This is a genomic window from Streptomyces sp. NPDC006261 (assembly GCF_040613515.1).
GTDB lineage: Bacteria > Actinomycetota > Actinomycetes > Streptomycetales > Streptomycetaceae > Streptomyces.
Window position 1 is genome coordinate 14,649 of the sequence record NZ_JBEXSI010000066.1, and the last position, 18,483, is coordinate 33,131.

Below are 18,483 nucleotides of genomic sequence, written 5' to 3' on the forward strand. Positions count from 1 at the left end.
CGCGCCCCCTGCTCGTGTGGTCACATACGCCGAGTGGCTGACCCGTCGCTGTGCCGCCCACCCACGAGGTAGGGACTGCCCTTGTCCGGCATACGAGGAACTGCGGTTTCTGCTGGAGGCCTTCTGGTGAGGGATCGCTACCGGATCAAGGCCGTCAACAAGGACGAGGTGTTCCCGGCTGTCCACGCCGTCACGGAGGCGGGGTCCGGTGTGAGTGTCTCCTTCCAGGGGAGGGGCAGGCCTTTCCGGAGGCGGACAGTCCCCGCGTGAAGGAGTCGAGCGCGGCCCCTCCCGACGCCGCGCCGAAAGCCCGCCTACCACGGCGTCTATCCGCTGCCGCGGCTCAACGTCCGCTCCGGCTACTGGTGGTGACGTACGAACTGGTTGACCGTTACCGACGGGATTGAGGAGCCGCCACCGCCCCCCTGCGCTCCCGGTGCGCCGGTGGTGTGCTGCGGATGACTCGTACACACCGTCGAAAACACCCCGGAACCGTCTTCCGATGGGGGATGGTTGAGGGGTGCGGAAATTCTGGGTCTTCGGTGGTATCGGCGTGGGCATGGCGGCGGCCTTCATGGCGCTGCTCCTCGTCGGTACGTACTCGGCCGCCGCCGGTCTCGCCGGGGCGGGCGGGGGCGGTGCCGTCGCGCTTGCCAGGGGGGCGGTACCGGCGCGCTTCCAGCCGCTGGTCCAGAAGTGGGGCAACCTCTGTCCCGCCATCAACCCGGCCCTGCTGGCCGCCCAGTTGTACCAGGAGAGCGGCTGGAACCCGAGGGCGCAGAGCCACGCCGCCGCGCAGGGCATCGCCCAGTTCATCCCCGGCACCTGGGCCACGCACGGCATCGACGGCAACGGCGACGGCAAGCGGGACGTGTGGGACCCGGCCGATGCGATCCCCTCGGCCGCCTCGTACGACTGCGAGCTCGCCGGGTACGTGAGGAAGGTGCCGGGTGACCCGACGAGCAACATGCTGGCCGCGTACAACGCCGGTGCCTACGCGGTCATCAAGTACGGTGGCGTGCCGCCCTACAAGGAGACGCAGAACTACGTGAAGATCATCCGCTCGCTGGAGAAGAGCTTCGCCCGGCCCGTCGGCCGCGTCGCACCCTCCCGGCAGGCGGCCGGGGCCATCTACTTCGCGCAGAAGAAGCTCGGTACGCCGTATCTGTGGGGCGGTAACGGGACGCCGGAGCAGCAAGGGCGGTTCGACTGTTCCGGGCTGACTCAGGCCGCGTACCGGACCGTGGGCATCGAGCTGCCGCGGGTCGCCAACGACCAGTACAACGCCGGACCGCATCCCTCGCGGGACGAGCTGCTCCCGGGGGATCTGGTGTTCTTCTCCGACGATCTGACCAATTCGCGGGCCATTCGGCATGTGGGGCTGTACGTCGGGGGCGGGTACATGATCAACGCCCCCTTCACTGGGGCGGTCATCCGGTTCGACAAGATCGATACGCCGGACTACTTCGGTGCGACCCGCGTCACCAAGGACGGTGCCGCGGCGCTCCCGACGGACCTGCCGTCGGCGTGACGTACGGCAGGGATGACGGACTGCCGGGGTCTGATGGCGGACTGCCGGGACTTACGGACTGCCGGGTTGACGGACTGCCGGGGTGACGGGTCTCTCCTGAGCGGACGGCGCGCGGCAGGCCTGACGGAGAGTCGGCCGTGGCCGGAACTCTCCGTGAAGCCTGGGCCCTGAGCTGCGACGACCAGTCACTCTTCGATAACGTCATGGTGATCATTCGGTGGAGAGTGGAACGCGGACGGGCACCGGGCCGTTCCCTGGACAGGGACGGCATGCGCACTGACCATGCGTGCGCAGGAACGGGACCACACCGAACACGGGGGTTCGACCACGGTGGCGCGCAGGGACGCGCGTCGCCACACAAGAAGCAGACAAGGCAAGGGGCCGCAGCAGATGGCTGGACTCGAACTCGAAGGGTCGAACCCGGACGTCAGTGTGCTCTACGGCATCAACGGGCTGGCGAAGGCCGCTCCGACCTGGCTCGACCGGGTCATGGAGTTCGTCGGTGAGTACGGGACCATGTTCGGCCTCGTCCTGGTGGGCCTCTGGTGCTGGTGGAGCATGCGCAAGCGCGGGAGCGCCGAGGATTCGGTGACCGGGGTCGCCGGGCTCGTCTGGGCGCCGCTCGCCGCCGCTTTCGCAGTCGTGATCAACATCCCCATCCGTGGCTTCGTCGAACGGCCGCGCCCGTTCAACGACCACGAGGGGCTCGAGGTCCTGATCCACGGCAAAACGGACTACTCCTTCGTCAGCGACCACTCCACCCTCGCCATGGCCCTCGCCGTCGGCATCTTCGTGGCCAACCGGAAGTTCGGCTTCGTCGCGCTCGGCCTCGCGCTCTTCGCGGGCGTCAGCCGCGTCTACATGGGCGTTCACTACCCCACCGACGTGATCGGCGGATTCGCTCTCGGCACGGCCGTCGCCCTGCTGCTGGCGCCGCTCGCGATGGCCCTGCTGACCCCGCTGATGGCGGCGGTCTCCCGCTCCGACCGGGTCGGCTGGGTCGTCCGGTCGAAGAAGGCGGCGGCGTACGCCGAGGAGCGCGGGGACCCGCGCGAGATTCCCGAGCCCCGGCCGGGCACCGGGCGGGGCAACCCGGGGGAGAAGGATCTCGCCGCCTGACCGCCGGGCCCCACGAACCGCTTTCACGATCCCCCAGGTGCTGCGCGCACCTGGGGGATCGTGCTGTTTCCGGCCATGTCCTGTGTGGATCAGGGTCCCGTGTGGATCAGGAAGCCGCCAGGTGTCCGGCGGCGTCCGTGCGGGCCCGGTCCCGCGATCTGCGCGCGGGGCCCGTCCAGCCGCAGGTGCAGCGGGCCAGGCAGAACGACCCCCGCTCGGTCGTCGTGGTGCTGTGCCCCGCCGGGGGCGGTGCGGGACACGAAGAGGGGTGCGGGGCCGTGGTGCGGGCTGGGGCGGAGGGTTCCTCGTGCACCCGACCACGGTACTGGGGACGGCCTCCGAACGGGGAGTGCGTGCGCCGGACGCCCCCCGGCCGCACGGCGGACGCGCCGGGGCGGCGTGACGGGGGACGCCGGTGGTCGTTATGCGGGACGGGTGAGGGCTCGGCCGGGCGGCATTCGTTGGGGGTTGGCAGGCGATGGTGGTGCAGCAGTACAGGGACCGAGGCGGGGCCCGTGCTGCCCGCGCCCTCGCCGTGGCCGGGGTGATCGCGGTCACCGCGGGGTGCGTCGGCGGGGGCGGGGGAGGCGGCGGGAGCGACGGCTCCGGGCAGCGCGCCGTATCCGCGGAGCGCCCGTTCGACGTGCTGGGGCGAGCAGCCGGTGTACTGGCCGAAACGGGCGGTGCGGAAGCCCGTACGTCGATGGAGACGGCGGCCGGCGGGACGCGGGTGACGATCCGTGGGGAGGGCACGTACGACTTCCGTAAGCAGATGGGGCGGATCAAGGTGGTGCTCCCCACGGACGCGGCGGGCGCGGACGACCGCCGGCCGATCACCGAGCTGCTGGCGCCGGGCGCGCTCTACATGAAGAACCGCGGCGCCGGGGTCCCCGACGACAAGTGGGTCAGGATCGACACGACCGTCCTCGAGGACGGCAACCTGGTCACCGGTGGGGTCACCGACCCGATGGCCGCCGCCGAGCTGCTGCGAGGGGCCGGTGACGTGACGTATATGGGGGAGTCCGAGCTGGCCGGGGTGACGGTGCATCACTACCGGGGCGTCACCGACCTGAATCGCGCGGCGCGTGCCGCGTCGCCGCAGTCGCGGGGGGCGCTGAGCGCGGCGGCGAAAGGGTTCAGCAAGGACGCCGTCCCGTTCGACGCGTACCTCGACGATGAGGGCCGGCTGCGGAAGGTCCGCCACCGCTTCAGCTTCGCCTCCGGGGGCCAGGAGGCGGCGGAGGTCACGGTGGTCTCGACGCTGCTGCTGTACGGGTTCGGGGCGCCGGTCACCGTGACGCTGCCGGACGAGGACGACATCTACACGGGGGAGATCCGGCAGGGCTGAGCAGCCGGCCGCCACCCGCCGTCGCGTCCCCTAAGGGAAGGGCGGGGCGGAAGGGGCCGGTTGGGAGGGGGGCTAAATGGTCCGTCCGTGCCATGCGCGGTGCGTATCGCGCTCCCTACGCTAGGAAGCCGGTGCGCCAGAAGGGTCGGCGACGGCAGAGAGAGGTGACGCAGGTGGTGACGCTCAGCGCTCCGCACGCTCAGGACTACGTGGCCCTCGCCGAGATCGAGCTGTGCGGCGAGCTGATGATCGCGGCCTCGGCGGCGCGTGAGGAGCGCCTCAGTCCCGACCGTATCGACGAAGTGCTCAACGCCGGGGACGAGACGCCCGGTGCAGGTGCAGGTGCAGGTGTAGGCACCGGTGCCGTAGAAGGTGTTGGTGCTGGAGAAGGCACCGGTGCTGGAGAAGGTGCCGGTGCCGGAGGAGGTGTGGTGGACGTCGCCCTCACCGTCAGAGGCCCGGAGGCGTGGACGACCGTTCCCCGGCAGGCCGCTCACCGGCGATGACGCCTCACGCGGGATGACGCCCCCGACGCACCGGCCCGCACCGGCCCGCCCCGTTCTCACGTCCGCAGCAGCCGGGCGATCGCCTTCGTGGCCTCCGCGACCTTCGCGTCGACCTCCTCCCCGCCCTTGACCGCCGCGTCGGCGACGCAGTGGCGCAGGTGCTCCTCCAGCAGCTGGAGGGCGAAGGACTGCAGGGCCTTGGTGGAGGCCGAGACCTGGGTGAGTATGTCGATGCAGTAGACGTCCTCGTCGACCATGCGCTGGAGGCCGCGGATCTGGCCCTCGATCCGGCGCAGCCGTTTGAGGTGTTCGTCCTTCTGGTGGTGGTAGCCGTGGATGCCGCGGTCGTGGTCGGTCACGATCTCCTCGGCACCGACGGGAGCCGCCGCGCCCGCCGCCGAGGTCTCTGCCGGTTCCGCTGCCGCCCCTGCTCCCACGCCCGTCGTCTCGGTGGTGGTCATCTGCGTCCTCCCGTTGTCCTCGTGCGCCCTGGTACAGCCTGCCGCGGTGTCGCTCCGGCCTGATGCGGCCCCTGACCTCGATATACCCCTGACGGGTATATCGTAACGAATCCGGCGGAAACGCGACCGGGGGCCGGTGCTGATCCCCGTTCACGATGGGCGACACTGAAGAACGCCGGTTAGCCGTGGCCGGATGATGCGCCTAGCATCAGCCTGACCGAATCCAAAGCATCCCGAGGACCCCACGTGCGCTTTCGTCTGACCCCCAGGGAGACGAGCTTCTACGACATGTTCTCCGCGTCCGCGGACAACATTGTCACGGGCTCGAAACTCCTGATGGAACTGCTCGGGGCGGATTCTGCCTCCCGAGTCGAGATCGCGGAGCGTATGCGGGCAGCGGAGCACGCGGGGGACGATGCCACCCACGCGATCTTCCACCAGCTGAACTCCTCCTTCATCACGCCGTTCGACCGCGAGGACATCTACAAGCTGGCGTCCTCGCTCGACGACATCATGGACTTCATGGAGGAGGCCGTCGACCTGGTCGTCCTCTACCAGGTCCAGGAGCTGCCCAAGGGCGTCGAGCAGCAGATCGAGGTTCTGGCCCGGGCGGCGGAACTGACCGCCGAGGCGATGCCGGGGCTGCGGACCATGGCCAACCTCACCGAGTACTGGATCGAGATCAACCGCCTGGAGAACCAGGCCGATCAGGTCCACCGCAAGCTGCTGGCCCAGCTCTTCAACGGCAAGTACGACGCCATGGAGGTGCTGAAGCTCAAGCAGATCGTGGATGTGCTGGAAGAGGCGGCTGACGCGTTCGAGCACGTGGCCAACACCGTGGAGACCATCGCGGTCAAGGAGTCCTGAACCTCGTGGACACCTTTGCGCTGATCGTGACCATCGGTGTCGCGCTCGGCTTCACGTATACGAACGGCTTCCACGACTCCGCGAACGCCATCGCCACCTCGGTCTCCACCCGGGCGCTGACCCCGCGTGCGGCTCTGGCGATGGCCGCGGTGATGAACCTCGCCGGTGCCTTCCTGGGCCAGGGGGTCGCCAAGACCGTCAGCGAAGGCCTGATCGCCACGCCCGTGGGGCAGAAGGGGATGGGCATCCTGTTCGCGGCGCTGGTCGGCGCGATCATCTGGAACCTCATCACCTGGTACTTCGGCCTCCCGTCCTCGTCCTCGCACGCTCTGTTCGGCGGCATGGTCGGGGCGGCGCTGGCCGGCGGGACGGATGTGATCTGGTCCGGCGTGCTGGAGAAGGTCGTCATTCCGATGTTCATCTCCCCGTTCGTCGGCCTGATCGCCGGCTACCTGGTGATGGTCGGCATCATGTGGATGTTCCGGAACGCCAACCCGCACAAGGCCAAGCGCGGCTTCCGGATCGCGCAGACGGTCTCGGCGGCGGGCATGGCGCTGGGCCACGGTCTCCAGGACGCGCAGAAGACGATGGGCATCGTCGTGATGGCCCTGGTCATCGCCGACATCGAGGGCCCCAACGACGAGATTCCGGTCTGGGTCAAGATCGCGTGTGCGGTGATGCTCTCCCTCGGTACGTACGCGGGCGGCTGGCGCATCATGCGGACCCTCGGCCGGAAGATCATCGAGCTGGACCCGCCGCAGGGCTTCGCCGCCGAGACGACCGGCGCGTCGATCATGTTCGGTTCGGCGTTCCTGTTCCACGCCCCGATCTCCACGACGCACGTCATCACCTCCGCGATCATGGGCGTCGGCGCCACCAAGCGGGTGAACGCCGTGCGCTGGGGCGTCGCGAAGAACATCATCCTCGGCTGGTTCATCACCATGCCGGCCGCGGCGCTGGTCGCCGCGCTGAGTTACGGCGCGGTGCTGCTGCTCTTCGGCTGAGCCCGAACCGGCCGCGTACGACGTACGGCCTACGGCATGGGTCCGCCCCCGTTCTCCGAGGAGAGCGGGGGCGGACCCTTTCGCCTTGTGGTGGCACCGCCATGCAGCACCGCAAGGCCGTATCGGGGGAGGGGCAGGCGTACGGCTCAGCCGAAGCGGCCCGAGATGTAGTCCTCCGTGGCCTGGACCGACGGGTTGGAGAAGATCCGCTCCGTCTCGTCTATCTCGATGAGCCGGCCGGGCTTGCCGACCGCCGCGAGGTTGAAGAACGCGGTGCGGTCCGAGACGCGGGCCGCCTGCTGCATGTTGTGCGTCACGATGACGATCGTGAAGCGCTCCTTCAGCTCGCCGATCAGGTCCTCGATGGCGAGGGTCGAGATCGGGTCGAGAGCCGAGCACGGCTCGTCCATCAGCAGGACCTGCGGCTCGACCGCGATGGCGCGGGCGATGCACAGGCGCTGCTGCTGGCCGCCGGAGAGGCCGGAGCCGGGCTTGTTGAGCCGGTCCTTGACCTCGTTCCAGAGGTTCGCGCCGCGCAGGGACTTCTCCACGACGTCGTTCAGCTCGCTCTTGCGGTAGCTGCCGTTGAGCCGCAGGCCCGCCGCCACGTTGTCGAAGATCGACATGGTGGGGAAGGGGTTCGGGCGCTGGAAGACCATGCCGACCGTGCGGCGCACGGTGACCGGGTCGACGTTGGAGGCGTAGAGGTTCTCGTCGTCCAGCAGCACCTTGCCTTCGACGCGGCCGCCGGGGGTGACCTCGTGCATCCGGTTCAGGGTGCGCAGGAAGGTGGACTTGCCGCAGCCGGACGGGCCGATGAAGGCGGTCACGGAGCGGGGCTCCACGGTCATCGAGATGTCCTCGATGGCCTTGTGGTTGCCGTAGAAGGCGCTGAGGCCGCTGATGTCGATGCGCTTGGCCATGGAGATCACTGCTTCTTTCGGGAGGTCGCTGATGGCCGCGTCAGCGACCGGTCTTCGGGGCCTTCCAGCGGGCGATTCCGCGGGCCACGAGGTTGAGGATCATGACGAAGGCGATCAGTACCAGGGCCGCTGCCCAGGCGCGGTCGTACGAGGCGGCCTCGCCGATCTTGTACTGCTCGTAGATGTAGAACGGCAGTGAGGACTGGGCGCCTTCGAAGGGGTTCGCGTTGATCAGCTGGCTGCCGAAGACCAGCAGGATGATCGGGGCGGTCTCACCGGCGATACGGGCGATGGCCAGCATGACGCCGGTGGTGATGCCGCCGATCGCGGTCGGCAGGACCACCTTCAGGATAGTGCGCCACTTCGGGATGCCGAGGGCGAGCGAGGCTTCGCGCAGCTCGTTGGGGACGAGCTTCAGCATCTCCTCGGTGGAGCGGACCACGACCGGGATCATCAGGATCGTCAGGGCGAGCGCGCCCATCAGGCCGGACGGCTGGATCTCGAAGATCAGCATGATCGACAGGATGAAGAGACCGGCCACGATGGACGGGATGCCCGTCATGACGTCGACGAAGAACGTGACGGCCTTGGCGAGCGAGCCCTTGCCGTACTCGACCAGGTAGACGGCGGTCAGCAGGCCGAGCGGGGCGGAGATCACCGTGGCGATACCGACCTGCTCCAGCGTGCCGATCAGCGCGTGGTAGACGCCGCCGCTGGCCTCCGAGCCGAGCACGCCGGCCATGGAGTGGGTGAGGAAGTAGCCGTCCAGGCGCTCGGCGCCGCGGGTGATCGTCGTCCACAGCAGGGAGGCCAGCGGGACGATCGCCATCAGGAAGCAGACCCAGACGATGCTGGTGGCCAGGCGGTCCTTGGCCTGGCGCTTGTTCTCCACGACGCTGGTGGCGACGTACGAGATGGCCAGGAAGAGCAGCGCGGCGATCATGCCCCACTGCACCTTGCTGTGCCAGCCGGCGGCGGTGCTGATGCCGACGGAGAGCGCGATCGCGACGGCGGCGAAGCCGACGGGGGCCAGGCGGGGCAGCGAGCGGCTGCTCAGGGCGGTCGTCGGCGCGACGGGGCCGGTGGGCGGCGTCGGGCGTTCCTGGACGGCGGTGGATGCGTGGCTCATGCGTTGGCCCCCGAGTACTCCTTGCGGCGGGCGATGATGAGCCGGGCCGCGCCGTTGACCAGCAGGGTGAGGACGAAGAGGACGAGGCCCGAGGCGATCAGGGCGTCTCGCCCGAACTCGTCGGCCTCGCCGAACTTGGCCGCGATGTTCTGCGCGAACGTCCCGCCGCCCGGGTTGAGCACGTGCAGCGAGATGATGAAGCTCGGGGAGAGGACCGTGGCGACGGCCATCGTCTCGCCGAGCGCGCGGCCGAGGCCGAGCATCGAGGCGGAGATGATGCCGGAGCGGCCGAACGGCAGCACCGAGAGGCGGATGACCTCCCAGCGGGTGGCGCCGAGCGCGAGGGCGGCCTCCTCGTTCATCTTCGGGACCTGGAGGAAGACCTCGCGGCTGACGCTGGTCACGATCGGCAGGATCATGATCGCGAGCAGCACGCCGACGGTGAAGAGGGAGCGGGCGACGCCGACCTCGGTCTTCTCGAAGATGTACGTCCAGCCGAAGAACTGGTCGAGCCAGAGGTTCAGGCCCTCCATGTACGGCACCAGGACGAGAGCGCCCCAGATGCCGTAGACGATGCTGGGGACGGCGGCGAGCAGGTCGACGACGTACGCGATGGGGGCGGCCAGCTTGCGCGGCGCGTAGTGCGAGATGAACAGCGCGATGCCGACAGCGATCGGGACCGCGATGACCATCGCGATGATCGAGCTGACGACCGTGCCGAAGAGCAGGACGGCGATGCCGAAGACCGGCGGGTCGCCGGCCGGGTTCCAGTCGAAGGTGGTGAGGAAGTTGCCGTCGTCCTTCGAGATGGCGATGGCGGCCCGGTAGCTGAGGAACGCCGCGATCGACGCCATGAGCACGAGCAGCAGGATGCCCGAACCGCGCGACAGGCCGACGAAGACCTTGTCGCCCGCGCGCCCGGTGGACTGGGGGCGCGCCTTGCGGTCCGGGGGTGCCGGCAGGGCTGGTGGTGTGTCTATCGGTGTGGTGGAGGCCATGGTCTTTCCGGTCTGTGTGGGGGAGCCGAGGGCTCCCCTGGCGGCGGTGCACCGGATGGTTGGGGCGGCGGACCGGTCCGGAGGGGTGCGCCGGGCCGGCCTGCCGGTGCCGCGTACCGCGGGGCGGGGCCCCGGGTACGCGGCGGGGTGGTTACGAGAGGCCGTTGACGGTCTCGCGGACCTTCGCGTTGATCTCGGCCGGGATCGGGGCGTAGCCCGCGTCGGTCAGGATCTTCTGGCCCTCGTCGGAGGCGGCGTAGGAGAGGAAGGACTTGACCGTGTCGAGCGTCTCGGCCTTGTTGCCGGTGTCGCAGACGACCTCGTACGTGACCAGGACCAGCGGGTAGGCGCCGTCGGCCTTGGTGGTGTAGTCGAGGTCGAGCGCCAGGTCCTTGCCGGTGCCCTTGATCTTGGCCGCGGCGATGGCCTTGGAGGCGTTCTCCGAGGTGGCGTCGGCCGGGGCGGAGCCGCCGGTGTCGATGGAGACCGTGGAGATGCTCTGGGACTTGGCGTAGGAGAGCTCGAAGTAGCCGATCGCGCCGTCGACCTGCTTCACCTGGGCGGCGACGCCGGAGGAGCCGGACGCGGCCTGGCCACCGGGGGCCGGCCACTTCTTCTCGGCCTCGTACTTCCAGTCCTTCGGGGCGGCCGCGCCGAGGTACTTGCCGAGGTTCTGCGTGGTGCCGGAGTCCTCGGAGCGGTGGAAGGCCTGGATGGCCTTGTCCGGGAGGTCGACGCCCTTGTTCAGCGCGGCGATCGCCGGGTCGTTCCACTTCTTGATCTTCGTGTCGAAGATCTTCGCGAGGGTCGGGGCGTCCAGCGTGAGCTTGTCGACACCCTCCAGGTGGTAGCCGACCGCGACCGGGCCGCCGACCATCGGGAGGTTGATGCCCTGGCCGGTCTTGCACGCCTTCTTCGACTCGGCGACCTCTTCCGGCTTCAGCGCGGAGTCGGAGCCGGCGAAGCCCACGGTGCCCTGGTTGAAGGCGACGATGCCCTCACCGGAGGAGGAGGAGTTGTAGTTGATCTCCACTCCGGAACAGGCGGCCATGTAGTTCTTGACCCAGAGGTCCATGGCGTTCTTCTGCGCGCTGGAGCCGGAGGCGCGGAGCTGGCCCTTGGCCTTGCCGCAGTCGATGCTCGACGCGGCCGCGGACTTCTCACCGGAGCCGCCGGTGGTCCCGTTGCCGGTGTTGTCGTCCGAACCGCACGCCGTGAGGACCAGGGCGCCGGAGACGGCGAGGGCACCGAGCGCGGTGGCACGAAGCCGGTTCTTGCGCTGAAGCTTCACTTTCGGGTGTTCCTTCCAGGAGCCGCCGTGATCTGTTCGTTCTACGACGGCGTGCGATGAGGAGGGCTGCTGCGGCTTGGCGCCGCGCACCGTGTACGTCCGAAATTAGGCAGAACAGGTGAAGCCGCCTACGGGGGAGAGTGAACGGCAGGTGAACCGTGTCGGGCAGGCCGGTGCGGGCGGCTCCCGGCTCAGCCGTGGGGGAGCGCGGAGAGCTCAGGTGCGGGGCAGGGCGGGGAGCGCAGGTGGGGGCAGGGCGGCGAGCAGCGCGGGGAGCTCAGGTGGGGGCAGCGTGGGGAGCTCAGGTCCGGGGGAGGGTGGCGAGCAGCGCGGTGAGCTGTTCGCGGTCGCGCGGCTGGGTGAGGCGTACGCGGGCGGCCTCGGGGGCCAGCCACAGCAGCCGGTCCACCTCGTCGTTGGCCTCGAAGGTGCCGCCCGTCGCCTCGGCGGCCCAGTAGGCGACCTCCTTGGTGCGCCCGTCGACGAGGTACCGGGCGGTGGGGAGCGGGGCACCCGGGGCGCAGTGGTGGCCGGTCTCCTCCAGGACCTCGCGTACGGCGGCGGCCAGGGCCTCCTCGCCGCGCTTGAGCTTGCCCTTCGGGAAGCTCCAGTCGTCCCAGAGGGGCCGGTGTACCAGGCACACTTCCACCCCGTCGCCGACCGGGGCGCGGCGCCACAGGACGCAGCCCGCGGCCCGGACGGTCGACGCCGGGTCCGGGGCGCCGCTCATGAGGCCGTCACGGCCGCCGCGTACGGCCAGGTCTCCCGGAACACCGCCCGCGCGGCCTCCACCTCGTGGCGCTGGTCCGCGTGGAGCACCCCCAGGGCGTACGCGGTCGCCGGGGCGATGCGGGGGGTGCGGGCCGCCGCTGCCGCCGCCGTGGCCGCCTCCGCCGCGTCCCGATGCAGGTCCAGGGCGTGCCCGGCACCGGTGAGGACCGGGTCGGCGGCGCCGAGGACGACCTCGTGGGCGTACCGGTGCAGCCGCAGCAGCAGGCGGGCCTGGTGCCACGGCGCGTCCTGCGCCTCGTTGTACGGCTCCGCCGACTCGTCGGGCGGGAGGGCCGCCACCGCGCCGATCAGCCGTTGCTCGGCGCGTTCGGCGGGCTCCAGGAGCGCCTCGGAACCCCGGCCCGTCGTGCCCGGGGCCAGCGGGACCTCGGAGGCGAGCAGCGCCACGGCGTCGGCGACCGCGTGGAAGCGGGAGGAGCCGAGGGCCTGGAGCGCGGCGGAGTGGGCCCGGGTCCGGGCGAGGGTGAGCTGGCGCTCCAGCAGCGCCCCGGCCCGTGCCGCCCCGACGCCGAGCACGGCCCGGCCTTGGGCGTCCGGGGTGGTCGCGGCCTTTCCGGAGGGCTTCGTGCCGCGGGCCGCCGGGAGGGCGGCCCCGGAGAGCCGGTGCAGGGCGTCGAGCAGGCGGGTGAGCCGGCCCGCGTACGCGTGTTCGCGGGCGAGGGTGCCGGAGAGCCAGGCCAGTTCCGTACGGAGGTGGTCCGCCCAGACCGGGTCCAGGACGTTGCGGAAGGTGTGGAGGGAGCCGCTGACGCGCCGGGCCGAGCGGCGCAGGGCGCGCGCCGCGGCCTCGGCGCCCTGGCCGTTCGCGTCGGAGGGGGCGCTGTGCTCACGGTGCAGGCGCAGGCTGCGCAGGAAGTCCGCGGCCTGCCCCTGGAGGTAGGGCGCGAGGACGGTCTCGGCGCTCACGCCGTCGGCGGGGCGGGGCGGGGCGGCCCCTTCCTGACGGGCCTCCTCGCCGAGGGCCCCCTTCCCGGGGGCACCGTCCTCCGGGCCCCCGTCCGCGGGGGTGGGCCGGGTCGTCGTCTGGTGGTCAGGGCGTCGCACGCCTGCGCCTCCGGGCATCGATGAGCATCTCCTGGACGTGCCGCAGCGGCTGCCCCTCCGCGTCCGTGGCGTGCCGGGTCCAGTTGCCGTCGGGTCCCAGGTGCCAGGAAGCGGTGGTGTCGGCCATACCGGTCTCCAGGAGTCGGCTGAGTGCGGCGCGGTGGGCGGGGTCGGTGACCCGGACGAGGGCTTCGATCCGGCGGTCGAGGTTGCGGTGCATCATGTCGGCGCTGCCGAACCACACCTCGGGTTCGCCGCCGTTGCCGAAGGAGAAGACCCGGGAGTGTTCGAGGAATCGGCCGAGTATGGAGCGGACCCGGATGTTCTCCGAGAGCCCGGCGACCCCGGGGCGGATCGCGCAGATCCCGCGCACCCAGATGTCGACGGGCACGCCCGCCTGGGCCGCCCGGTAGCAGGCGTCGATGATCGCTTCGTCGACCATCGAGTTGACCTTGATCCGTACGTAGGCGGGGCGCCCGGCGCGGTGGTGGGAGATCTCCTTGTTGATCCGGGCGATCAGCCCGTCGCGCAGGGACTTCGGCGCGACCAGGAGGCGGCGGTAGGTCTCGCGGCGGGAGTAGCCGGAGAGCCGGTTGAACAGGTCGGAGAGGTCCGCGCCGACCTGCGGGTCCGCCGTGAGCAGGCCGAGGTCCTCGTACAGCCTGGCGGTCTTGGGGTGGTAGTTGCCGGTGCCGACGTGGGAGTAGCGGCGCAGTGTGTCGCCCTCCTCGCGGACGACGAGCGAGAGCTTGCAGTGGGTCTTCAGCCCGACCAGCCCGTACACGACATGGCAGCCGGCCTCCTCCAGCTTGCGGGCCCACTTGATGTTGGCCTGCTCGTCGAAGCGGGCCTTGATCTCGACGAGGACGAGGACCTGCTTGCCGGACTCGGCCGCGTCGATCAGGGCGTCCACTATCGGGGAGTCGCCGGAGGTGCGGTACAGCGTCTGCTTGATGGCCAGCACGTCCGGGTCGCCCGCCGCCTGCTCCAGGAACGCCTGGACGGAGGTGGAGAACGAGTCGTACGGGTGGTGGAGCAGGACGTCCCGCTCACGCAGGGCGGCGAAGATGTCGGGCGCGGAGGCGGACTCCACCTCGGCCAGGTCCCGGTGTGTGCCCGCGATGAACTTGGGGAACTTCAGCTCCGGCCGGTCCAGCGAGGCGATCGCGAAGAGGCCGGTCAGGTCCAGGGGGCCGGGCAGCGGGTAGACCTCCGCGTCGGACACCTTCAGCTCGCGGACCAGCAGATCGAGGACGTACGGGTCGATGGACTCCTCGACCTCCAGACGCACCGGCGGACCGAAGCGGCGCCGCATGAGCTCCTTCTCCAGCGCCTGGAGGAGGTTCTCGGTGTCGTCCTCCTCGACCTCCAGGTCCTCGTTCCTGGTGACCCGGAACATGTGGTGCGCCAGCACCTCCATCCCCGGGAAAAGCTCCTCCAGGTGGGCCGCGATGACGTCCTCGATGGGCACGTAACGCTGCGGGGACGCCTCCAGGAAGCGGGTCAGCAGCGGCGGCACCTTGACCCGGGCGAAGTGGCGGTGGCCGCTGACCGGGTTGCGGACGACGACGGCGAGGTTGAGGGAGAGCCCGGAGATGTACGGGAAGGGGTGCGCGGGGTCGACGGCCAGCGGGGTCAGGACCGGGAAGACGCGCTGCCGGAAGAAGGTGAACAGGCGGGCCTGCTCCTTCTCGGTCAGATCCGGCCACCGGATGAGCTGGATCGACTCGTCGGAGAGGGCCGGGGCGATGTCCTGCTGGAAGCAGGCGGCGTGCCGCGCCATGAGCTCGCGCGAGCGGGTCCAGATCAGGTCGAGGACCTCGCGGGGCTGGAGGCCGGAGGCGGAGCGGGTGGCGACCCCGGTGGCGATGCGGCGCTTGAGGCCGGCCACCCGGACCATGAAGAACTCGTCCAGGTTGGAGGCGAAGATCGCGAGGAAGTTGGCCCGCTCCAGGATCGGCGTCGCCGGGTCCTCGGCCAGCTCCAGGACGCGCTCGTTGAAGGCGAGCCAGGAGCGCTCGCGGTCGAGGAACCGGCCCTGGGGCAGCTCGTCGCCGTCCCGGTCGGGCTCGTACGCGTCCGCGTCGGCGTCGAGATCGGGGTCCAGGTCGGCGGCGGTGGAGAAGCCGGCGTTGCTGGATGAGGGGTGCGCGACGGCGTGCGGCCGGTGCGCGGCGAGTGCGCCGACGGACGGCTGGGCGGGCTGGACCGGGACCTCGGAGCTGGGCTGCTGGCTCATGAACCCATTGTTCCGCGTGGGGGCCCCGGTAGGCGCGTCGGAGCCGGGAAAGATCGCGGAAGGCCCGGGAAACCCGGGGTCACGGCCGGGGGAGGCCGAGGAGGCATTCCCCCCGGCCCTCCGTTTGCGGCGGGGGGCTGGCAGAGCTGGCTGCATCCCGTGAGGGTCGCAAGGGCGTCTGAATGGCCGGTAACGGCGACATGACGTACAGGAAGCGGTGTGCCTGCGGGATGGTCGGGCGGTAACTGTGCGTGATCGACCTCCCGTACGTGATCGCCGCCCGGGCCCACCCCTCGTAGGGCCCGGACGGCGAGGTCGGTGCGGCCGGTGCCGCCGGTGCCGTCCGGGGTCAGCCGTGCAGGCGGCGCAGGACCCGGAAGGCGGCGAGCGTGGCGAGCGCGGCGAGAGCCAGCAGGATGCCGGTCTCGACGAGCTGGAGGGGCCAGTAGTGGGAGGCGGGGTGGTAGTGCACGTAGTTCTGCAGCCCGTCATGTCCGGCGAGGCAGCCCTCGTAGTCGAGGGAGTCGACGCAGATGTCGATGGGGAGCCGGTCGCCCTCGGCGTTCACGAAGCCGTGCTCGACGACGTAGGCCCACCTGGGGACAGGGTAGGCACCCTGGAGGGGGTAGGTGGACTTCACCACCGGCCACAAGTGGTCGCGCACCAGGCCGAGCACGAATGTCACCAGCGCGGAGCCGAGCAGGGCCACCGCCAGAGCCGGAACCGTACGACGCAGCAGCAGCCCGGTGAGGGTGCCCAGACCGAGCGCCAGCAACGCACTGGCGATCGGGACCGTTCCCGTCGCGCCGAAGGCCGACACGTCCTCCCAGACGGCAGGGAACGGGCGCTCGAGCCGGCTTCGGGACCAGGAGAAGACGGCGGACAGCACGACGATCCCGCAGACCACCGGTACGGCGAGGGTGGCGAGCCGCGCTGCCAGCCATGCGGAGGGTGGGGTCGACTGGGTCCAGGACAGCTTGATACTGCCGGTCTCCCATTCCCTGGCGATCATCGGCCCCGCAACGAAGGCCCCGACGAACGCGGGCAGTGCCGTGAGGGTCAGCCCCGCATGCATGAGCATCCGGTGGAGGTCGAACATCTGGTCGGTGAAGTTGCGAGCCGGCTGGAAGCACGACTCCGCCGTGCTGCTCAGGGTGCATCCGGTGCTCGCGAAGTCCGCGACGATCTGGTCCGCCCGGAGCGCCGCCGCGATCATGCCGACGATCGCGGCGACGGTGACCGCACCGGCGCCCCACAGGATCCGTCGGTGCAGGCGCAGGAGGACCCGGGACGGGCCCCGCAGCAGCCGGACGTTCGTCGTCAGGGTGCTCGTACTCATGCGGAAGCCACCGCCTCACGGGCATCACGGGCCTTGTCCGCCCCGGCCGACGCGCTCGGCGTGAGCAGCGGCGGGGCCTCCGGCGAGCGGAGATGGGCGAGCAGGAGCTCCTCCAGCGAGGGTTCCGTGGCGGACCAGAGGGACTCGTCCACGGGGCCCTCCTTCCGTACGAGAGCGGTGAGCTGACGTCCCGTCGTACGGGATTCGACGACGGTGTGCGGGGCCAGGTCGCGGCCGGCCTGGCCGGTGACCAGGGCGTGGGCGGAGACGATGTCCTCGGCCTCGCCGCCGAGCCGGACGCGGCCGCCGTCGACGAACAGCAGGAAGTCGCAGGCGCCCTCCAGCTCGGCGAGGATGTGCGAGGACATCACGATGGTGGTGCCGTGCTCGGCCGTCTCCGCCATCAGCACGCCCATCAGCTCGTGCCGGGCGAGAGGGTCGAGGTCGGCCATCGGCTCGTCCAGCAGCATCAGTTCGGGCCGCTTGCCGAGCGCGAGGGCCAGCGCGAGCCGGGTCCGCTGCCCGCCGGAGAGCGTACGGACGCGGGCCTTCGGCGGCAGCGATGCGGCGATCCGGCCCGCGATGGCGGCGTCCCAGTGCCCGGGGTTGAGCTCGCCGCCGGCCCACAGCGTCTCGGCGACGGTGAGCTGCGGGTAGAGGGGCTTGTCCTGGGACACGTAGGCGATGCGGTCGCGTACGGCGGAGGGGTCGGCGGAGCCGAGGACGGTCAGGGACCCGGCGCTCGGCCGGGCCAGGCCCGCCGCCAGGTTCAACAGGGTGGACTTCCCGGCTCCGTTGGGTCCGACGAGGGCGCAGACGCGCCCGGCGGGAAGGCGGAAGGAGCAGCCGTCCAGGGCCGTGCGCGCACCCCCTCTCCGTCCGTAGGTCATGGCGAGGCCGCGAGCCTCGATCACAGCACCTGTCATCTGTCCTGTTCCCCCTTGTGCGTGCTGTCAGGCTGGTACGTGCTGTCCAGTACGGCCGCGAAGAGCGCGCTGGCGTCGTCCTTCTCCAGCCCCGCCGACCGTGCCCGGCGGGCCCAGTCTGCGAGTTCGGTGCGCAGCGGCGAGTCGGAGGCGGATGCCTCGGCCGCGCCGCCGAGCGTCCTGCGGACGAAGGTGCCGAGACCGCGCCGCGCCTCGACGAGGCCCTCGCGCTCCAGCTCCCGGTACGCCTTGAGGACGGTGTTCGGGTTGATGGCGGTGGCCTCGACGACCTCGCGGGCGGTGGGCAGCCGGTCCCCCGGTTCCAGAACGCCCAGACGCAGGGCCTGCTTCGTCTGCTGGACGATCTGGAGGTAGGTGGCGACGCCGCTGCGCCGGTCGATACGGAACTCGACCGCTGCGGATCCTGCCATGGTCACCACCCTTTCACTAATTGAGTAGTGAAAGGGTGGCCCAGGGAAGGGGCGGCGTCAAGTGACGCCGCCCCTGTGTGTCCGGGGGAGGTCTACCGCGTCCGTGCGGAACGCAGTTCCTCGTTGATGCGCTGAGCCTCTTCGAGCTGGTCCTCGAGGATGACGATGCGGCAGGCATCCTCGATCTTGGTGCCCTGGTCCACGAGCTCCCGGGCGCGGGCGGCGATGCGCAGCTGGTAGCGGGAGTAGCGGCGGTGGCCGCCTTCGGAGCGCAGGGGGGTGATCAGGCGGTTCTCGCCGAGGGCGCGGAGGAAGGCGGGTGTGGTGGTGAGCATCTCGGCCGCCCGGCCCATGGTGTAGGCGGGGTAGTCGTCGTCGTCCAGGTTGTCGGTGGGGCGGGTACTGCTAGGGGGCATAGCACCTCTTCTTTCGGGACACGCCGGTTTCGGCGTGGGGACACGTCGGGGGGCCCGAGTGCCGTACGGCACTTCGAGGATGATCTCGGGTCCGTTCACCCGGTCAGGATGCCACCGGG

General features: G+C 70.5%; 19 protein-coding genes. 6 read left to right on the top strand and 13 right to left on the bottom strand.

From position 1 onward, the window contains the following. The first annotated feature begins 520 nt into the window (after window positions 1-520). Entirely contained in the window at window positions 521-1,531 is a 1,011-nt protein-coding gene (locus ABZ154_RS30130; RefSeq protein ID WP_356837538.1) for a bifunctional lytic transglycosylase/C40 family peptidase, read from the top strand. A gap of 390 nt (window positions 1,532-1,921) precedes the next feature. Next, window positions 1,922-2,650 (top strand): phosphatase PAP2 family protein, encoded by a 729-nt coding sequence (locus ABZ154_RS30135; protein ID WP_356837539.1) that lies wholly within the window; start codon window positions 1,922-1,924, stop codon window positions 2,648-2,650. Window positions 2,651-2,756: 106 nt separating this feature from the next. Here the strand turns inward: ABZ154_RS30135 and ABZ154_RS30140 are convergent, their stop codons facing one another. Beyond that, window positions 2,757-2,963, bottom strand: coding sequence for a hypothetical protein (locus ABZ154_RS30140; protein ID WP_356837540.1), 207 nt, complete (start codon window positions 2,961-2,963; stop codon window positions 2,757-2,759). A gap of 165 nt (window positions 2,964-3,128) precedes the next feature. Here ABZ154_RS30140 and ABZ154_RS30145 point away from each other — a divergent pair, with 165 nt between their 5' ends. Further along, complete coding sequence (locus ABZ154_RS30145; RefSeq protein WP_356837541.1) at window positions 3,129-3,998, top strand: hypothetical protein; 870 nt, start codon at window positions 3,129-3,131, stop codon at window positions 3,996-3,998. A 173-nt stretch (window positions 3,999-4,171) separates the two neighbouring features. Then, entirely contained in the window at window positions 4,172-4,504 is a 333-nt protein-coding gene (locus ABZ154_RS30150; protein ID WP_356837555.1) for a hypothetical protein, read from the top strand. A 56-nt stretch (window positions 4,505-4,560) separates the two neighbouring features. Here the strand turns inward: ABZ154_RS30150 and ABZ154_RS30155 are convergent, their stop codons facing one another. After that, window positions 4,561-4,965, bottom strand: coding sequence for a metal-sensitive transcriptional regulator (locus ABZ154_RS30155; RefSeq protein ID WP_356837542.1), 405 nt, complete (start codon window positions 4,963-4,965; stop codon window positions 4,561-4,563). A 246-nt stretch (window positions 4,966-5,211) separates the two neighbouring features. Between ABZ154_RS30155 and ABZ154_RS30160 the strand changes: the two genes are divergently transcribed. Further along, the gene (locus ABZ154_RS30160) at window positions 5,212-5,832 is read left to right on the top strand and encodes a DUF47 family protein (RefSeq protein WP_015610166.1); all 621 of its coding nucleotides are present in this window, start codon (window positions 5,212-5,214) and stop codon (window positions 5,830-5,832) included. A 5-nt stretch (window positions 5,833-5,837) separates the two neighbouring features. Beyond that, complete coding sequence (locus ABZ154_RS30165; protein WP_030566598.1) at window positions 5,838-6,836, top strand: inorganic phosphate transporter; 999 nt, start codon at window positions 5,838-5,840, stop codon at window positions 6,834-6,836. 146 nt (window positions 6,837-6,982) lie between these two features. Here the strand turns inward: ABZ154_RS30165 and pstB are convergent, their stop codons facing one another. From pstB to ABZ154_RS30220, 11 genes are all read right to left on the bottom strand, one after another. After that, complete coding sequence (pstB, locus tag ABZ154_RS30170; RefSeq protein ID WP_032759705.1) at window positions 6,983-7,759, bottom strand: phosphate ABC transporter ATP-binding protein PstB; 777 nt, start codon at window positions 7,757-7,759, stop codon at window positions 6,983-6,985. Between the two features lie 40 nt (window positions 7,760-7,799). Beyond that, window positions 7,800-8,888: a phosphate ABC transporter permease PstA gene (gene pstA, locus ABZ154_RS30175; RefSeq protein ID WP_356837543.1), complete on the bottom strand. Its 1,089-nt coding sequence runs from the start codon at window positions 8,886-8,888 to the stop codon at window positions 7,800-7,802. Beyond that, window positions 8,885-9,886 (bottom strand): phosphate ABC transporter permease subunit PstC, encoded by a 1,002-nt coding sequence (pstC, locus tag ABZ154_RS30180; RefSeq protein WP_356837544.1) that lies wholly within the window; start codon window positions 9,884-9,886, stop codon window positions 8,885-8,887. The genes pstA and pstC overlap by 4 nt, the downstream gene beginning before the upstream one ends. Before the next feature lie 151 nt (window positions 9,887-10,037). Further along, window positions 10,038-11,177, bottom strand: a complete 1,140-nt coding sequence (pstS, locus tag ABZ154_RS30185) for a phosphate ABC transporter substrate-binding protein PstS (RefSeq protein WP_356837545.1) — start codon at window positions 11,175-11,177, stop codon at window positions 10,038-10,040. A 301-nt stretch (window positions 11,178-11,478) separates the two neighbouring features. Continuing rightward, complete coding sequence (locus ABZ154_RS30190; RefSeq protein WP_356837546.1) at window positions 11,479-11,907, bottom strand: NUDIX hydrolase; 429 nt, start codon at window positions 11,905-11,907, stop codon at window positions 11,479-11,481. Next, window positions 11,904-13,031 carry a CHAD domain-containing protein gene (locus tag ABZ154_RS30195; protein ID WP_356837547.1) on the bottom strand — a complete coding sequence of 376 codons (1,128 nt, stop codon included), beginning with the start codon at window positions 13,029-13,031 and terminating at the stop codon, window positions 11,904-11,906. Before ABZ154_RS30195 ends, ABZ154_RS30190 begins: the two co-directional genes overlap by 4 nt. Next, a complete protein-coding gene (locus ABZ154_RS30200) occupies window positions 13,000-15,252 on the bottom strand; it encodes an RNA degradosome polyphosphate kinase (protein ID WP_356837548.1) in 2,253 nt (750 codons plus the stop codon). The genes ABZ154_RS30195 and ABZ154_RS30200 overlap by 32 nt, the downstream gene beginning before the upstream one ends. 349 nt (window positions 15,253-15,601) lie before the next feature. Beyond that, window positions 15,602-16,591 (bottom strand): hypothetical protein, encoded by a 990-nt coding sequence (locus ABZ154_RS30205; RefSeq protein ID WP_356837549.1) that lies wholly within the window; start codon window positions 16,589-16,591, stop codon window positions 15,602-15,604. After that, on the bottom strand, window positions 16,588-17,517 hold the full coding sequence (locus ABZ154_RS30210; RefSeq protein ID WP_356837550.1) for an ABC transporter ATP-binding protein: 930 nt from the start codon (window positions 17,515-17,517) through the stop codon (window positions 16,588-16,590). The genes ABZ154_RS30205 and ABZ154_RS30210 overlap by 4 nt, the downstream gene beginning before the upstream one ends. Beyond that, a complete protein-coding gene (locus ABZ154_RS30215; protein WP_356837551.1) occupies window positions 17,514-17,948 on the bottom strand; it encodes a GntR family transcriptional regulator in 435 nt (144 codons plus the stop codon). Before ABZ154_RS30215 ends, ABZ154_RS30210 begins: the two co-directional genes overlap by 4 nt. A 92-nt stretch (window positions 17,949-18,040) precedes the next feature. Beyond that, window positions 18,041-18,364 carry a MerR family transcriptional regulator gene (locus ABZ154_RS30220; protein WP_356837552.1) on the bottom strand — a complete coding sequence of 108 codons (324 nt, stop codon included), beginning with the start codon at window positions 18,362-18,364 and terminating at the stop codon, window positions 18,041-18,043. Between the last annotated feature and the right edge of the window lie 119 nt (window positions 18,365-18,483).

Excerpts from the sequence above, each read along its gene's own strand:
- ABZ154_RS30135 (WP_356837539.1), top strand. The coding sequence starts at position 1,922 with ATGGCTGGACTCGAACTCGAAGGGTCGAACCCGGACGTCAGTGTGCTC.
- ABZ154_RS30145 (WP_356837541.1), top strand. The coding sequence starts at position 3,129 with ATGGTGGTGCAGCAGTACAGGGACCGAGGCGGGGCCCGTGCTGCCCGC.
- ABZ154_RS30155 (WP_356837542.1), bottom strand. The coding sequence starts at position 4,965 with ATGACCACCACCGAGACGACGGGCGTGGGAGCAGGGGCGGCAGCGGAA.
- pstB (WP_032759705.1), bottom strand. The coding sequence starts at position 7,759 with ATGGCCAAGCGCATCGACATCAGCGGCCTCAGCGCCTTCTACGGCAAC.
- pstA (WP_356837543.1), bottom strand. The coding sequence starts at position 8,888 with ATGAGCCACGCATCCACCGCCGTCCAGGAACGCCCGACGCCGCCCACC.
- pstC (WP_356837544.1), bottom strand. The coding sequence starts at position 9,886 with ATGGCCTCCACCACACCGATAGACACACCACCAGCCCTGCCGGCACCC.
- ABZ154_RS30190 (WP_356837546.1), bottom strand. The coding sequence starts at position 11,907 with ATGAGCGGCGCCCCGGACCCGGCGTCGACCGTCCGGGCCGCGGGCTGC.
- ABZ154_RS30195 (WP_356837547.1), bottom strand. The coding sequence starts at position 13,031 with ATGCCCGGAGGCGCAGGCGTGCGACGCCCTGACCACCAGACGACGACC.
- ABZ154_RS30200 (WP_356837548.1), bottom strand. The coding sequence starts at position 15,252 with ATGAGCCAGCAGCCCAGCTCCGAGGTCCCGGTCCAGCCCGCCCAGCCG.
- ABZ154_RS30205 (WP_356837549.1), bottom strand. The coding sequence starts at position 16,591 with ATGAGTACGAGCACCCTGACGACGAACGTCCGGCTGCTGCGGGGCCCG.
- ABZ154_RS30210 (WP_356837550.1), bottom strand. The coding sequence starts at position 17,517 with ATGACAGGTGCTGTGATCGAGGCTCGCGGCCTCGCCATGACCTACGGA.
- ABZ154_RS30215 (WP_356837551.1), bottom strand. The coding sequence starts at position 17,948 with ATGGCAGGATCCGCAGCGGTCGAGTTCCGTATCGACCGGCGCAGCGGC.
- ABZ154_RS30220 (WP_356837552.1), bottom strand. The coding sequence starts at position 18,364 with ATGCCCCCTAGCAGTACCCGCCCCACCGACAACCTGGACGACGACGAC.